Source organism: Micromonospora endolithica (genome assembly GCF_003626595.1).
GTDB classification, from domain to species: Bacteria; Actinomycetota; Actinomycetes; order Mycobacteriales; family Micromonosporaceae; genus Micromonospora; species Micromonospora endolithica.
Genome location: NZ_RBAK01000013.1, coordinates 94,956 through 110,480, shown reverse-complemented (window position 1 = coordinate 110,480; position 15,525 = coordinate 94,956). Strand labels below are relative to the sequence as shown.

The 15,525-nt window shown below is 73.7% G+C and carries 12 protein-coding genes and 1 pseudogene; 6 read left to right on the top strand and 7 right to left on the bottom strand.

The features are described 5' to 3' along the window. Positions 1-52: 52 nt before the first annotated feature. Positions 53-1,318 (bottom strand): L,D-transpeptidase, encoded by a 1,266-nt coding sequence (locus tag D7223_RS26220; RefSeq protein WP_120731131.1) that lies wholly within the window; start codon positions 1,316-1,318, stop codon positions 53-55. A 601-nt stretch (positions 1,319-1,919) separates the two neighbouring features. Between D7223_RS26220 and D7223_RS26215 the strand changes: the two genes are divergently transcribed. Further along, complete coding sequence (locus tag D7223_RS26215) at positions 1,920-2,882, top strand: sugar phosphate isomerase/epimerase family protein (protein WP_238162234.1); 963 nt, start codon at positions 1,920-1,922, stop codon at positions 2,880-2,882. A 28-nt stretch (positions 2,883-2,910) separates the two neighbouring features. After that, positions 2,911-5,007 carry a PQQ-dependent sugar dehydrogenase gene (locus D7223_RS26210; RefSeq protein WP_120731128.1) on the top strand — a complete coding sequence of 699 codons (2,097 nt, stop codon included), beginning with the start codon at positions 2,911-2,913 and terminating at the stop codon, positions 5,005-5,007. A gap of 43 nt (positions 5,008-5,050) precedes the next feature. Here the strand turns inward: D7223_RS26210 and D7223_RS34155 are convergent. The 4 genes and pseudogenes from D7223_RS34155 to pdhA form a co-directional block, all read right to left on the bottom strand. Next, a pseudogene (locus D7223_RS34155) lies at positions 5,051-6,729 on the bottom strand (right-handed parallel beta-helix repeat-containing protein). Between the two features lie 113 nt (positions 6,730-6,842). Further along, positions 6,843-8,198: a dihydrolipoamide acetyltransferase family protein gene (locus D7223_RS26200; protein ID WP_120731126.1), complete on the bottom strand. Its 1,356-nt coding sequence runs from the start codon at positions 8,196-8,198 to the stop codon at positions 6,843-6,845. After that, positions 8,195-9,211, bottom strand: coding sequence for an alpha-ketoacid dehydrogenase subunit beta (locus D7223_RS26195; protein WP_120731124.1), 1,017 nt, complete (start codon positions 9,209-9,211; stop codon positions 8,195-8,197). Before D7223_RS26195 ends, D7223_RS26200 begins: the two co-directional genes overlap by 4 nt. Beyond that, the gene (gene pdhA, locus D7223_RS26190; protein ID WP_186832387.1) at positions 9,211-10,410 is read right to left on the bottom strand and encodes a pyruvate dehydrogenase (acetyl-transferring) E1 component subunit alpha; all 1,200 of its coding nucleotides are present in this window, start codon (positions 10,408-10,410) and stop codon (positions 9,211-9,213) included. The genes D7223_RS26195 and pdhA overlap by 1 nt, the downstream gene beginning before the upstream one ends. 72 nt (positions 10,411-10,482) lie before the next feature. Here pdhA and D7223_RS26185 point away from each other — a divergent pair, with 72 nt between their 5' ends. Next, complete coding sequence (locus D7223_RS26185; RefSeq protein ID WP_120731120.1) at positions 10,483-10,989, top strand: Lrp/AsnC family transcriptional regulator; 507 nt, start codon at positions 10,483-10,485, stop codon at positions 10,987-10,989. Between the two features lie 7 nt (positions 10,990-10,996). On the opposite strand, the gene D7223_RS26180 is transcribed toward D7223_RS26185, so the two are convergent. Next, on the bottom strand, positions 10,997-11,998 hold the full coding sequence (locus D7223_RS26180; protein ID WP_120731118.1) for an alpha/beta fold hydrolase: 1,002 nt from the start codon (positions 11,996-11,998) through the stop codon (positions 10,997-10,999). Positions 11,999-12,081: 83 nt separating this feature from the next. Here D7223_RS26180 and D7223_RS26175 point away from each other — a divergent pair, with 83 nt between their 5' ends. Beyond that, entirely contained in the window at positions 12,082-12,714 is a 633-nt protein-coding gene (locus D7223_RS26175) for a TetR/AcrR family transcriptional regulator (protein WP_238162231.1), read from the top strand. A gap of 1 nt (position 12,715) precedes the next feature. Here the strand turns inward: D7223_RS26175 and D7223_RS26170 are convergent, their stop codons facing one another. Beyond that, positions 12,716-13,687: a DNA polymerase domain-containing protein gene (locus tag D7223_RS26170; protein ID WP_120731116.1), complete on the bottom strand. Its 972-nt coding sequence runs from the start codon at positions 13,685-13,687 to the stop codon at positions 12,716-12,718. A gap of 110 nt (positions 13,688-13,797) precedes the next feature. Between D7223_RS26170 and D7223_RS26165 the strand changes: the two genes are divergently transcribed. Continuing rightward, a complete protein-coding gene (locus tag D7223_RS26165) occupies positions 13,798-14,529 on the top strand; it encodes a histidine phosphatase family protein (protein ID WP_120731114.1) in 732 nt (243 codons plus the stop codon). Then, complete coding sequence (locus D7223_RS26160) at positions 14,513-15,382, top strand: NAD(P)H-hydrate dehydratase (RefSeq protein ID WP_120731112.1); 870 nt, start codon at positions 14,513-14,515, stop codon at positions 15,380-15,382. The genes D7223_RS26165 and D7223_RS26160 overlap by 17 nt, the downstream gene beginning before the upstream one ends. The last annotated feature ends 143 nt before the right edge of the window (positions 15,383-15,525 follow it).

The following is a 15,525-nucleotide window of genomic DNA, read 5'->3' as shown; positions in this document are numbered from 1 at the left end:
ACGCCCGGCCCACCGTGCGGGCGGGCCGGGCGCGTCGGTGCGTACCCCGTGGTCAGCCGCCGCTGACCGACGGCGCGGGCGCCGGCGATCCGCCGGCCACGGCACCCGGGTGCGCCGGCGTCGTCGGGCTGGGTCGCAGCCCGGACGGCACCGGCAGGGCGCTGCCCTTGACGAACTGGTCCCAGCTGACGTTCCACGCGGTCCAGCCGTTGCCCTCGGTCAGCTCGACCTCGGTGCCCTTGACCGTCACCAGGTCGCCGACCTGGGTGACGCCCATCAGCCAGTCCGCGGCGGCGGCGGAGACGTTGGTGCAGCCGTGCGAGACGTTGGTGCTGCCCTGGTCCCCCTCCGACCACGGCGCGCCGTGGATGAACTCGCCGCCCCAGGTGAGGCGCTGGGCGTCCTCGACGTCGACCACGTAGGGGTCGGCCGATCCCCGGGTGTCGAAGGTCGTCTGCTGGTGCTTCTCCATGATCACCATCTTGCCGCTGGAGGTCGGCGTGCTCGGCTTGCCGAGGCTCACCGGGATCCGGCGTACCACCTTGCCGTCGCGGACCACCGACATCTGCTTGCTGGCGTTGTCGATTTCCAGGGCGACCTGCCGGCCGATCTTCGAGGTGGCGGTACGGTCGTCGTCGCCGACCTGGTCCTTGCCGATCGGCAGGCCCGCCAGGCCGGCGCGGACGGTGATCGTGGTGCCCGGCCGCCAGAAGTCGGGCGCCCGGTAGTAGACCTGGCTGCCGTCGGACACCCACGACCAGGCCCCCGGCTGCGGCGGATCGGTCTTCACGAACAATCGTCGTTGGACGTCGTCGCGAGCCTCTTTCGGAATAGGCGGGTCGAATGCGACGGTGACCGGCATGGCGGTGCCGTACGTCCGGTTACCGGCGAAATAGAGAGTGCTGGTGACCGCCGGCTTGGTCGGTGCCGGCATCGTGGTGAAGGTCGTCCTCCGGGTGGTGGTCGCGCCGGAGTCGCCGGTCGCGGTCACCTCGGCCGTGTAGGTGCGCTCCGGCTTCAACGGCGCGGCCGGCACCCAGGACGAACCGTCCTCGCGGGGTTCACCCCTGACCTCGGCACCCCGGTCGTCGGTGAACCGCACGGCGGTGACCCGGCCGCCCCGGACAGCGGTGCCCACCTCGGCGGAGAGCGGTACGTTCCGGGTGCGGTCGGTCGGTGTGACGGTCAGCTCGGGTGGCGCGGCCCGGCCCTGCGCCGGCCGGTCGGCCGAGCGTTCCTCGGCGGTGCAGCCGCCGAGGGCCAGAGGCGTGGCCGCGACGGTCACCGCCAACAGCGCGAATCGCCGCCTCAGATCCATGATGCGTCCCCCCGTATTTGTTGTCCCTCGGCTCATCCTCTCCACTCGCGCAGTTATCCGCGCAATTTTCACGGAATCGCCGGGACAATGACGTGCACGATTTCCGATGCGCCACACAATGGGTCGCTCGTCCGCCGTCGGCGCCTCCCGACCAGCCTGGGACCGGCCGGACCCGCCTGGCGCCTTCCGTCCGTTTCCCGCCGGCCAGGGCCGGATTTCCCGTACCACCACCGCGGCCCGCCCCGGCCCGCGCCCGCGCGGCGAACAGCGCGATCGCTTTCGGACACCCACCGGCGATGGGCGTCGACCCACGCCCGGCCCGGCGACTTTCGTCGCCGAGAGCGGAAGTTTCGCTCTTGTCGGCAGACCTTTGCCTTCACGACGCGGTAAGGGTACGGTCCGATCGAGATACAAAGTTGTCCATTGGTCGATTTTCGGGACGATCCCGAGACCCGGCCCGGCGCCCCTCGGCGCCCGTCCGCCCGTACCCGCCGCGACCGTCGACGCCGGACCCCCGTCCGGCCGGTCCGTCGTGCCCGGATCCGGGTCGGTTCGACCAGCGACCGTCCGGACGTCACCGTCCGGCAGGAAGGGACCACCTGTGGATCAACGTGACCGCCACACCCCGACCGAAGGGCTCGACCCCCTCACCCGGCGCGGGATCCTCCGCGCCGCCACCGTGTCCGCCGCGGCTGTGGGCACCGCCGGGCTGCTGGCCGGCCCGGCCGCCGCCGCCGACACCGCCGCCACCCACGGCCGGCCCGGCCGGCGCCGGGTACCGGCCGACCGGATCAGCATCCAGCTCTACACGTTGCGCGACCAGCTCGCCGCCGACCTGCCCGGCACGCTCGCCGCGCTCCGCGAGATCGGGTACCGCCGGGTGGAGCACGCGGGCTTCGTCGGGCGCACCGCCGCCCAGTTCCGGGCGGCGCTGGACGCGGCCGGGCTGCGGGCGACCTCCGGCCACGCCGGCGTCCCGCAGCCGTTCGACGCCGACGCCTGGGAGCAGGTGCTGGCCGACGCCAACACGGTCGGCTGCACCTACCTCGCGCACCCGTTCTTCGGCATCGGCGAGGACGGCCAGCCGATCCGCGACCCGGGCCGCTACCGCGCGCTGGCCCGGGACCTCAACCGGGCCGGCCGGATGGCCGCGCGCGCGGGCATCCAGTTCGGTTACCACAACCACCAGCTGGAGTTCGTGCCGCTGACCGACGGGCGTCGCGGCTTCGACATCCTGGCCGACGAGACCGACCCCCGGTACGTCCACTTCGAACTGGACCTGTTCTGGACCTGGCGCGGCGCACAGGACCCGGTCGACGTGATCCGGGAGCACCGGGGCCGGATCCGCCAGGTGCACGTCAAGGACATGGACACCAACGCCAGCTTCGCCGACCTCGGCGACGGCCTGATCGACTTCGGCCGGATCTTCGACCGGTCCCGGGAGGCCGGGATCGAGGAGTACATCGTCGAGCGCGACGACGCCGGCACCCCGCCCCGCTCCCCCGCCGACGCGCTGGAGACCGCCCGGGTCGGCTACGCGTACCTCGCCTCGCTCCGCTACTGACCGCCGACACCATCGGGGGATCCGCACGATGATGAGACGAACCGCCCTGCTGTCCGCCCTGGCGCTGGTGGGTACGGCCCTGGCCGTGCCGTCCGCGCCGGTCACCGCCGCCCCGGCCGCACCGCCGCCGGACAGCAGCTTCCAGAAGGTCACCCTCAACGACTTCCCGGGCGAGCCGGTCAGCCTCGCCGTGCTGCCGGACCAGCGGGTGCTGCACACCTCCCGCACCGGTGAGGTACGCCTGCACGACCCGCGTACCGGCCTGAACACCCTGGCCGCCGAGGTGCCCGTGTACGAGCACGACGAGGAGGGGTTGCAGGGCATCGCGATCGACCCCGACTTCGCCACCAACAGGTGGGTGTACCTGTACTACTCACCGCCGCTGGACACCCCGGTCGACGACCCGGCCACCCCGGACGTCAACGAGGGGGACGCGCCGCTGGTCGGCACCGAGGCCGACTGGGCGCGGTTCCGGGGTGTGCTGCGGCTGTCCCGGTTCACGCTCACCGGGCAGACCCTCGACCTGCGCACCGAGCAGCAGATCATCGACGTGCCGACCGACCGGGGCATCTGCTGCCACGTCGGCGGGCAGATCGATTTCGACAGCGAGGGCAACCTCTACCTGTCCACCGGGGACGACACCAACCCGTTCTTCTCCGACGGCTACACGCCGATCGACGAGCGGGCCGACCGGAACCCGGCCTTCGACGCGCAGCGGACCTCGGCGAACACCAACGACCTGCGGGGCAAGCTGCTGCGGATCCGGGTCAAGCCGGGCGGTGGCTACCGGGTGCCGGCGGGCAACCTGTTCCGGCCGGGGACCGCGAAGACCCGTCCGGAGATCTACGCGATGGGCCTGCGCAACCCGTTCCGGTTCGCCGTCGACCGGCGCACCGACGAGGTCTACCTCGCCGACTACTCACCGGACGCGTCCACCGGCGACCCGGACCGCGGGCCGGCCGGACACGGTCGGTGGATGCGGGTCGACGAGCCGGCGAACTACGGCTGGCCGTACTGCGTGACGCCGAGTCTGGCGTACGTCGACCACGACTTCGCCACCGGTGAGTCGGGGCGGAGGTTCAACTGCGCCCGCCCGGTCAACGACTCGCCGCGCAACACCGGCCTGCGTCGCCTGCCGGCGGTGCAGGCGCCGGAGGTCTGGTACCCGTCCGCCGCCTCCGGGGAGTTCCCGCAGCTCGGCACCGGCGGGGTCGGCCCGATGGCCGGCCCGGCGTACGACTACGACGGGCGGAGCACCTCGCGGACCCGGTGGCCGGCCTACTACGACGGGGCGCCGCTGTTCTACGAGTGGACCCGCGACTACATCAAGGAGTTCCGCCTGGACGCCGACGGGGACGTGGCCGACATCCGCCCGGTGACGCCGTCGCTGGTGGTGGACAACCCGATGGACATGGAGTTCGGCCCGGACGGCGCGTTGTACCTGCTGGAGTACGGTGACGGCTACTTCGCCGAGAACCCGGACGCCCAGCTGTCCCGGATCGACTTCGTCCGGGGCAACCGCACGCCGATTCCCAAGATCAGTGCCGAACCGATCGCCGGTCAGGCCCCGCTGACGGTGACCTTCTCCAGCGCCGGCACGGTGGACCCGGACGGTGACCGGCTCAGCTACGCCTGGGACTTCGACGCCGACGGCTCGGTCGACTCCACCGACCCGAACCCGACGTGGACCTTCCAGTCCAACGGGTCGTACCAGCCCACGGTGAAGGTCACCGACCGCACCGGCCGGTCGGCCGCGGCGACCCTGCCGCTGCTGGTCGGCCCGCGCGCGCCGATCGTCGAGTTCGTCGCCCCGGTGGCCGGCCAGCCGTTCCAGTTCGGCCAGCCGGTGGCGTACGAGGTGACGGTCACCGACGACCTGCCGGTGGACTGCGCGCGGGTGAAGGTCACCTACATCCTCGGGCACGACGAGCACGGGCACCCGCTCTCCTCGGCGTCCGGGTGCAGCGGCACGATCACCACGTTCGTCGACGGCGGCCACGGTGGCGCCGACAACCTGACCGGGGTGTTCGTCGCCGAGTACACCGACGCGCCGACCGAGCCGGGCGTACCGCCGCAGACCGGGACCGCGACGGTGGTCCTGGTGCCGACGACGCCGGCGGTCTGACGCGCGACCGGTGCCGGCCCCCGGTCATCGGGGCCGGCACCGGTCAGTCGGGGTCGTCGCCGTGGTTGCGGTCCCACCGTCCGCCCACCGGCGGGGTGTCCAGCAGGATCGCGGGACCGGCGTTGCCCGCGAAGTCGTTGTCCTCCACCCGGCAGTCCACGCAGCTGCCCTGTTCGGTGATCCACAGGCCGTGGTCCTGGGTGCTCGGGGCGCGGTTGTCCCAGACCCGGTTGCCCCGGATCGTCGCGAAGTCGACCGCCGCGTCGATGGTGATCCCGGCGCGCACCGGCGGGCTCGGCGGCAGCTCGTACGCGCTCGCCGGTTCCGGCACCGCGCCGCTCCAGGCGACGTGCGACCCGGGCCGGATCGGGGCGAGGGTCAGCGTGGTCTCGTCGTTGGCCGCGACCACCGCGATCGTCCGGCCGACCCGCAGCACCTTGCCCCGGTGGCCGTCGTGCGGCCAGGTCGCGCGCTGGTCCACCAGGGTCGTCTCGCCGTAGCGCACCGAGCTGCCGTGCCCGGTCGTGGCGGGCGCCCACTGCCGGCCGTTGTTGCGGATCCGGTTGCCGACCAGGAACAGGTCCCGCACCGGCCGGTCGATGCGGATCCCGTCGCCGCTGTTGCCGTAGATGTCGTTGGACTCCACCACGATCTCCTCGGCGACCGGATTCTCGGTGCCGCCCAGGACGCTCTGGTGGTAACCGTGCCGCCCGTTGCCGCTGATCCGGTTGCCGCGCACCGTGTACGGGCCGGGGGTGTTGCCGATGCTGATCCCGTCGCGGACGTTGCCGTCGATCACGCAGTCGCTGACCAGCCCACCCCGACCGGCGGTGTTCGTGGTGCCCTTCGCCGACACGTGGAAGCCGGCCTCCAGGTTGCCGGTCATCGTGCAGGACGACACGATCAGGCCGTTGGCACCCCAGTCGGAGATGCCGAACCGGTTGCCCTGGGCGTGGCAGCCGATGATCCGGATGCCGCGTGGGCGCAGTTCCGCGACGTCCTGGAGTTCCACGAAGATGCCGTTGGTGGCGTTGCCACCGCGGAGCAGTTGACGATGTTCAACCGCTCGACGCTGCCCCAACCCCCGATGCCGATCCCGATGCCGGCGCCGCCCATCTGGGTGCCGTTGTCCTGCCGACCGCATCCGGCCACCAGGATGCCGTCGATCAGGCAGTCCTGCAGGAAGTCGCAGCCCAGGCCGGTCGCGGCGGTGTGGTGGATGTAGAGGTTGCGGAACACACCCCGGGTCACGTACTGCAGGCCCAGCCCCTTGGCCAGCGGGTTGTAGTCGGCCGAGGCGACCCCGGAGCCGTCGATCTCGAAGTCGGCGAAGGTGCAGTCGGCCAGCGGTCGGTCCGGCCCGGCGCCGTGCTGCTGGGCGGTGTAGAAGGCCAGCGGGGTGGGCTCGGCCCGGTCGCCGGAGTTGCTCAGCACGAAGCGGGTCGCGCCCGGCCCCGCGCCGACCAGGGACACCCCGGTCCGCCAGACCGTGCTGGCGTCCTGGATCGAGTACACCCCCGGCGGGCAGTAGATGATCCGGGCCCGCCCGTCGGCGTCGTGCGCGTCACCGAGCCGGTCCACCAGGGCGGCCAGCGCCGGTTGGTCGTTGGTGGTGCCGTCGCCGGTCAGCCCGTGCTCGCGGGCGTCGCAGAGCAGCGGCGCACCGGCGACGGCGTGCGTCCGTACCCCGGTGGCGGTGGTGGGCAGGTCCGGGTACGCCACGCCTGCTCCTCCCGTCGGCGGTGCTCGCAGCGGCCGGTTTCCCGGCCGGCGGGAGAAGAAACCCGTCGGGTCCCGGCGCCCCGGTCGGAGCGCCGGGACCCGACGTGGCCCGCTCAGACGTTGGCGATGAGCAGCGCCGGTCGCTCGACGCAGTCCGCGACATGCCGCAGGAAACCGCCGGCCACCCCGCCGTCGCACACCCGGTGGTCGAAGGTGAGGCTGATCTGGGTGACCTTGCGGACCGCGAGCTGCCCGTCGACCACCCACGGCTTGTCCACGATCCGGCCCACGCCGAGCAGCGCCGCCTCCGGGTGGTTGATGATCGGGGTGGAGCCGTCGACGCCGAACACGCCGTAGTTGTTCAGGGTGAACGTGCCGCCGGTGAGTCGGGCCGGCGGGAGCGTGCCGGCGCGTGCCGCCGCCGTGGTCGCGGTGAGGGCGGCGGCCAGTTCGGCGGTGGTCAGCCGCTGGGCGTCGCGCAGCACCGGGACGACCAGGCCCCGGTCGGTCTGCGCGGCGATGCCCAGGTGCACCCCGGCGGACTGGACGATCCGCTGGCCCTCGGTGTCCACCCTGGCGTTGAGCTGGGGGTACCGCCGCAGCCCGGACAGGCAGATCCGGGCCAGCAGGGCGAGGATGCTCACCGGCGCGTCCGGGGTGGCCGCGTTGATCGCGGCCCGGGTCTCCAGCAGGCCGGTGGCGTCCACGTCGACCCAGATGGTCACCTCCGGGATCTCCCGCCGGCTGCGGGAGAGCTTGTCGGCGATCACCTTGCGCACGCCGGTCAGCGGGATGATCCGGTCCTCGGCGTCGGCGGGCAGATCCGGCACCGCGGGCGCCGCCGGTTCGGCCGCGTCCACCGGGGCGGCGGCCCCGACCGTGGCGGTCGCGGCAGCCTCGACGTCGGCCCGCCGGACCACGCCGCCCGGGCCGGTGCCGCGCAGGGTGGCCGGATCGATCCCGTGCTCGCGGGCCAGCCGCCGCACGATCGGGGAGATGACCAGCGCCGCGACGGGCTCGGTTGCGGCCGCCGGCGCGGCGGCGGTCGGCGTGGGCTCGGGGGTACGCGGTGACGGCGCCACCACCGGCCGGGGGCGGCGTCGTCGCCGGGCCCCGCCGTGGTCGGTGCCGTAGCCGATGAGCACGTTGCCGGAGCCGGCCCGCTCCTCCTCGCGGTAGGTGGCGTGCCCCGCCGGTTCGTCGCCGTCGCCGCCGTCCAGCGGCGCGACGGTGATCAGCGGCTGGCCGACCGGGCGCGTCTCGCCCTCCGCGCCGTGCAGGGCCACCACCCGGCCGGCGTACGGGCAGGGCACGTCGACGACCGCCTTGGCGGTCTCCACCTCGACGACGGTCTGGTCGACGGTGACCACGTCGCCGACGGCGACCCGCCACTGCACGATCTCCGCCTCGCTCAGCCCCTCGCCCAGGTCGGGCAGGAGGAAGTCCCGGTTTCCGGTGGCGGTGGTCATGCCGCGCTCCCCTGGGTCAGCCAGCGGGGGTCGGGCTGGTCGTCCCACTGCAACCGGGCGACCGTGTCCAGGATCCGGTCCACCGACGGCAGGTGGGTGTGCTCCAGCATCGGCGCGGGGTACGGGATGTCCAGGCCGGACACCCGCAGCACCGGGGCGTGCAGGGCGTGGAAGCAGCGCTCCTGCACCCGGGCGGCGATCTCCGCGCCGACCCCGGCGAAGCCCTGCGCCTCGGAGATCACCACGCACCGGCCGGTCCGGCGCACCGAGTCGGCGATCGTGCCGTCGTCGAACGGCACCAGGGTGCGGACGTCGACCACCTCCAGGTCCCAGCCCTCCTCGCGGGCGGCCTCGGCGGCCTCCAGCGCGACCGGGACCGCCGGCCCGTACGCGACCAGGGTGGCGTCGGTGCCGGCGCGGCGCACCACGGCCCGGCCGAACGGCTCGGTGCGGGCCGGAAGCTGCGCCTCGCCGCTGGCGAAGTAGAGCTTCTTCGGCTCCAGGAACACCACCGGGTCCGGGTCGTCGATGGCCTCGCGCAGCAGCGAGTACGCGTCGGACACGGTGGCCGGGGTGACCACCTTCAGGCCCGGGGTGTGCGCGTAGTACGCCTCGGAGGAGTCACAGTGGTGCTCGACGCCGCCGATGCCGCCGGCGTACGGCACCCGGATGACCATCGGCACGCTCAGCTTGCCCCGGGTGCGGTTGCGCAGCTTCGCCACGTGCGAGGCGATCTGCTCGAACGCCGGGTACGCGAACGCGTCGAACTGCATCTCCACCACCGGGCGCAGGCCGGACATGGCCAGGCCGACCGCGAAGCCGACGATGCCGGCCTCGGCGAGCGGGGTGTCGAAGCAGCGCTTGTCGCCGAACCGGGCCTGGAGGCCGTCGGTGATCCGGAAGACGCCGCCGAGCTGGCCGACGTCCTCGCCGAAGACGAGCACCCGGTCGTCCTCGAGCAGCGCGTCGGCGAGCGCCGCGTTGAGCGCCTTCGCCATGGTCATGGTGGCCATCAGGCGTCCCCCTCCGCGGCGGCGGCCAGCTCGGCCCGGACCTGTTCGCGCTGCTCGACCAGCTGCGGGGTCGGCTCGGCGTAGACGTGGTCGAAGAGGCTCATCGGGTCGACCGTGGGCTGCGCGTTCATCCGCTCCCGCAGGTCGGCGGCGTACGCCTCGGCCTGTCCGGCGATCTCGGCGACGGCGGCGTCGTCGAGCGCGCCCCGGGCCCGCAGGTAGGTCTCCAGCCGGGCCACCGGGTCCCGGTCGCGCCACGCCTCGACCTCGTCGGCGTCCCGGTAGCGGGTCGCGTCGTCGGCGTTGGTGTGCGGCTCCATCCGGTAGGTGTGCGCCTCGACCAGGTAGGGGCCGTGGCCCGCGCGGGCGTGCGCGACCGCGCGGGTGAGCACCGCCAGCACGGCCACCGGGTCGTTGCCGTCGACCTGCTCGCTGGGCACGCCGTAGCCGACGCCCTTGTAGGCCAGGCTCGGCGCGGCGGTCTGCCGGGACAGCGGGACGCTGATCGCGTACTTGTTGTTCTGCACGAAGTAGACGACCGGGGCCTTGAACACGGCGGCGAAGTTCACGCCCTCGTGGAAGTCGCCCTCGCTGGTGGCGCCGTCGCCGATGAACGCCAGCGCGACCGTGTCCCGCCCCTGGTAGGACTCGCCGTAGGCGAGACCGGCGGCGTGCACGCACTGGGTGGCCAGCGGGGTGCACTGCGGGGCGGTGCGCCGGGCGGCGGGGTCGTACCCGCAGTGCCAGTCGCCGCGCAGCAGGGTGAGCACCTCCACCGGGTCGATGCCCCGGGAGACCAGGGCCATCGACTCCCGGTAGGTGGGGAACACCCAGTCGTCGTCGCGCAGCGCGAGGACCGCGCCGACCTGGCAGGCTTCCTGGCCGCGCGAGGACGGGTAGACCGCGAGGCGGCCCTGCTTGGTCAGCGCGGTGGCCTGGGTGTCGAAGCGCCGGCCGACGACCATCCGCCGGTACATCTCGCGCAGTGCCTCGATCGGCGGCTCGGGGTAGTCGTCGCGCGCCGGCAGCGGCGTGCCGTCCGGGTCGAGCAGCCGGACCGGTTCGGTCTGCGGGAGCAGGCCGGCGGCCGGGTCGGTGGCGGCCGGGGTGGCCGGCCGGCGGGTGCGCGGGGATGCCCTGCGGACCGCCTGGGGTGTGGTCGTCACGGCGGGGACCTCCTGGACGTGTGGTGGACCTATGCTCCTGCCAACGGATGATTGACTCAATATCCGCGAAGAAGGCGGGACGGATGGTCCCGTCGGGAGGTGCCGATGAGCCAGCAGACCACGCCGCCGCCGGGCGGGACGGGTGCGACGGGACGTTCGGTCGGGCCGCTGGACGAGGTCGACCGGCGCATCCTGGACGAACTGGTCCGCGACGGGCGACTCTCCATCCGTACGCTCGCCGAACGGGTGCACGTCTCACGCACCAACGCGTACGCGCGGGTGGAGCGGCTGCTGCGGGACGGGGTGATCACCGGGTTCCGCGCCCAGGTCGCGCCGGAGCCGGCCGGGTTGGGCACGTCGGCCTACATCTCCCTGACCATCCAGCAGAACACCTGGCGGGAGGTGTCCGCCGAGCTGGCGCGGGTGCGCTACATCGAGCACGCCGCCCTGCTCAGCGGCGAGCACGACGTGCTGGCCCTGGTCCGGGCGCCGGACAACGCCACGCTGCGCGACGTGGTGCTGGGCCGGGTGCAGGGCATCGCCGGGGTGCTGTCCACCCGGACCTGGCTGGTCTTCGAGGAGTTCGACGGCGAGCAGAGCCCCTGGCCGTGAGGCGTCCTCACGCTCCGGCCAGGAACGCGGCGACGTCGGCGGCGATCCGGTCCGGGTACTCCCCGTTGATGGCGTGCGACGCCTCCGGGTAGGTCTTCACGCTGCCCCGGGCCAGGGTCCGCCGCGCCGTGTCGGCGGCCTCGCCGGAGTCGTGCAGCCGGGAGCTGCCGGCCATCAGGACCAGCACCGGCACGTCGACCGCGGCGAGCTGGTCGGCCGACGGCCGGGCCGGCGCGGACAGCTTCACCACGTACGCCTGCAGGCCGGCCTCGATCATCCGGGCCACCGGCACGTCGGTCACCGGCGCGCCGTTCGCCGTCCAGCTGGCGAAGCTGTCCCGCCACGACCGGGGCGCCCAGCGGAAGCTCACCGGGATGGAGCGCAGGATCACCTCCAGCGACAGGTCGGCGAAGACCAGCACCGGGTCGAGCAGCACCACGCCGGCCACCTTCTCCGGGCGGTGCACCGCCAGGTTCATCGCCGTCCAGCCGCCGAAGGACACCCCGAGCAGGTGGATCCGCGGTTCGGGCAGCGCGTGCAGGACCTCGGACAACCAGCGGGCGTGGTCGGTCGCGTCGTCGATCGCCCGCGACTGGATGCTCATGCCCGGCTCGCCCAGCAGGTCGACTGTGTAGACGCTGCGCAGCCGCAGCAGCGACGGCAGGTTGTCCGCCCAGACCGGGGACGCCGACGCCCGGCCGGGCAGCAGCAGCAGGGGTGCCGCGGCCGGGTCGGTGCCACCACGGAAGTGGTAGAGCCGCACCACGCCGTAACCGGTCCGTACGTCCAGCGTGCGGTCCGGCGGCGGCAGGTCCGTCATCGCCTCCCGGTACGCCGCGCGGAAGCGGTCCTGCGCGGCCGTCGAGGTGAAGTAGCCCACGGGCGCCGGGTCCTTCAGCAGGTACGCGACCGCCACCGCGATCACCGTGAGCACCACGGCGACCCGGACCAGCGGGCGGCGGCGGCGACGTAGCCAGTTGCCGAGCTTGCCGAAGAGGTTGACTACCATGCGGTCAGATTACTAACCGTGCGGTAAAAAATTCAACCGCGAGGTTGGCCGGTGCCGCGGAGATCACCCGGTACGGTGGGCGGGTGCCACCCGAGGAAGCCATGTCCGCCCAGGTCCCGGTCGGCCGGCCGCTCACCATCACCGAGCAGGCGCGCCGCGCGCAGCTGATCGGCGTGACCATCGACCTGGTGGCCGAGCACGGCTACCCGGGCACGTCACTGGCCCGTATCGCCGAGGCGGCCGGCATCTCCAAGGCCGCTGTGCTCTACCACTTCCCGTCCAAGGACGCGGTGGTGCGGGCCGCCTACGGCTCGGTCCTGGAGTCCCTCACCGCGTACGTCGGCGCCGAGGTCGGCGCGCGATCCGGCGCGGCGGCGATCGAGGCGTACATCCGCTCCCTGGTGGCGTACACCCGCCACCACCCCGCGCACACCCGCATGATCGTCGAGGCGATCGCCGGGGAGACCGGGGTCGACGACACACCCCACGCGGCCAGCCGGCGGGACTCGGTCGCCGGCCTGATCGACGCGGCACGGGCGAGCGGCGACTACCGCCCCGACGTCGACCCGCGGGCCACCGCGGTGATCGTGAACGGGGCGGTGGACGCCATCGTGGCGGAGAGCCTCACCGACCCCGGGTTCGACACCGCCCACGCCGCCGAGGAACTGGTCACCATGCTCCGCCGGGCACTCGGCGCCACCGACGGCGAACGGTGACTCACCGCTCCGGCGGAGCCTCCAGGCCCTCCCGGTCGGCCAGCGCGAGCAGCGGCTCCAGGGAGAAGCGCCGGTCGTCCAGGCCGGCGTGCGGGTCACCGCGCTCGGCGAACCGCGCGGGCATCGTGGTGACGTCGAAGTCCTCCGGTCGTACGTCGTCCAGCTCCGCCCAGTCCAGCGGCGCGGACACCAGCGCGGCCGGGGTCGGCCGGATCGAGTACGCCGAGGTCATGGTGTGGTCGCGGGCCATCTGGTTGTAGTCGACGAAGACCGGGCGGTCCCGCTGGTCCCGCCACCACGTCGTGGTGACCAGGTCCGGGCGGCGCCGCCGCATCTCGCGGCCCAGTGCCAGCACCGCCCGCCGGCAGTCACCGAAGCTCCACCGCGGCTCGATCGACAGGTAGACGTGCAGGCCGCGCCCCCCGGTCGTCTTCGGGTAGCCGGTCAGGCCCTGCTCGTCGAGGAAGGCGCGGACCTCGTGCGCCACCGGCACCACCTGGTCGAAGCCGACGCCGGGCATCGGGTCCAGGTCGATGCGCAGCTGGTCCGGCCGCTCCACGTCGGCGGCGGTCACCGGCCAGGGGTGGAACCGCAGGGTGCCCAGGTTGGCCGCCCAGGCGACCACGGCCAGCTCGCTCGGCGCGACCTCGTCGGCGGTCCGTCCGCTGGGAAAGGTGATGTGCGCGGTGCGTACCCACTCGGGCGCGCCCGCCGGCAGCCGCTTCTGGTAGAAGGCGTCCCCCCGGTTGTCCTGCCGGGTGCCGATCTTCGCGCCCTCGAACACCCCGCGCGGCCACCGCTCCAGCATCGTCGGCCGGTCCCGCAGGGCACGCAGGATGCCGTCGCCGACGGCCAGGAAGTAGCGCACCACGTCGATCTTGGTCAGGCCGCGCTCCGGGAAGTAGGGCTTGTCCGGGCTGGAGACACGGACCAGCCGGTCTCCCACCCGAATCTCCTCCGCCGGCGTCGCCACGCCCACACGGTAGCGGGCCGGGAGCGGCGGCGCGGGCAAGCGCGCGGGCCGGGCCGGGGAGCACCGGGTGGTGTGGTTACCGGCGGCGGCACCCGGGTAGCAGGTGCCGCATGGCGGAAATGGCGACGCTCTGGATCGTCCGGCACGGCGAGAGCACGGCGAACGTGGCGGCCTCGGCGGCCGAGGCGGCCGGGTCGGAGTTGATCGACCTGAGCCACCGGGACGCCGACGTGCCGCTCAGCGACACCGGGCGGGAGCAGGCGCAGGCCACCGCCCGGTGGTTGGCCGGGCTGCCCGAGGACCGCCGGCCGGACGTGGCGGTGGTGTCGCCGTACCTGCGTGCGGTGCAGACCGCCGACCTGGCCCTGGACGGCACCGGCATCCCGGTCAGCCGCGACGAACGGCTGCGCGACCGGGAGCTGGGGATCCTGGACGGGTTGACCGCCCACGGCGTGCGCCGCCGGTACCCCGACGAGGCCGCGCGGCGGGACCGGCTCGGCAAGTTCTACTACCGGCCGCCCGGCGGCGAGGCGTGGACCGACGTGGCGCTGCGGCTGCGCGCGCTGCTCGGTGACCTGCGCCGTGACCACGAGGGCCGGCGGGTGCTGCTGTTCGGCCACGACGCCCTGGTCTTCCTGACGCGTTACCTGGTGGAGGGGCTCACCGAGGAGGAGCTGATGGCGTTGACCCGCCGGTACGTCATCGCCAACTGCTCGGTGACCGGCTGGTCCGCCGACGCCGACGGGCGGCTGCGTCCCGACGTGTTCAACGACGTCGGTCACCTGCACGCCCAGGGCGCGCGGCCGACCAGGGAGGACGAGGTCCATGCCGAACCGGTCTGACACGAAGGTCATCACGCCCGCGCTGCTGCGCCGCTGGGCGCTGCCGGTGCCCTCCGGCGGCAAGGAGTCCCGGGGCACCGTCCTGGTGGTCGGCGGCTCCCGGTTCACCCCCGGTGCGGTGCTGCTGGCCGGGGTGGCCGCGCTGCGGGCCGGCGCGGGCGTGCTCCAGCTCGCCGCCGCCGAGTCCACCGCCGCCGCGCTCAGCATCCAGGTGCCTGAGGCCCTCGTCGTGGGTCTGCCGGAGACGCCCGACGGCGCGGTGGCCGGACGGTCCGGCGACCGGTTGACCGAACTGGTGGCCGCCGCCGACGTGGTGACCGTCGGACCGGGCCTGACCGGCATCGACGAGACCGGCGAGCTGCTGCGGCTGGTCCTCGACGCGGCCGGCCCGGAGACCGCGCTGGTGCTCGACGCGTACGCCCTCGGGGCGCTCAGCCACTCCCCGGAACTGCTGGCCGGCGCGGGCCGGCCGGCGGTCCTCACGCCCAACCTGGTCGAGGCGCGCCACCTGCTCGGCCGGGAGCCGGGCGACGACCTGGACGCCGAGGCGATCGAGCTGGCCGACCGGTACGACGCGGTGGTCTCCCTCTACGGTCACGTCGCCGCGCCGGACGGCCGCGGCTGGCGGGAGGAGAGCGGCGACGCGGGACTCGGCACGTCGGGCAGCGGCGACGTACGCGCCGGGCTGCTCGCCGGGCTGCTGTCCCGCGGGGCGGAGCCGGCACAGGCCGCCTGCTGGGCGGCGTTCGCCCACGCGGTCAGTGGCCAGCGGCTGGTCCCGCAGTACGGGCGGATCGGTTTCCTGGCCCGGGAGCTGCTCGACGAGATCCCGCACACCCTCGCCACCGTCTGACACCATATGTCCCGCCGGGCGGGGTGTGTGTAACGCCACACCCCACCCCGGCGCTGTCCGTTCGGAGGCCGGCGATCCGCCCGCCTCCCGCCGGTCCGCTCCCCGCATGGGCGGACCGGTCGACGACAGCCCCTGGGAGTCTG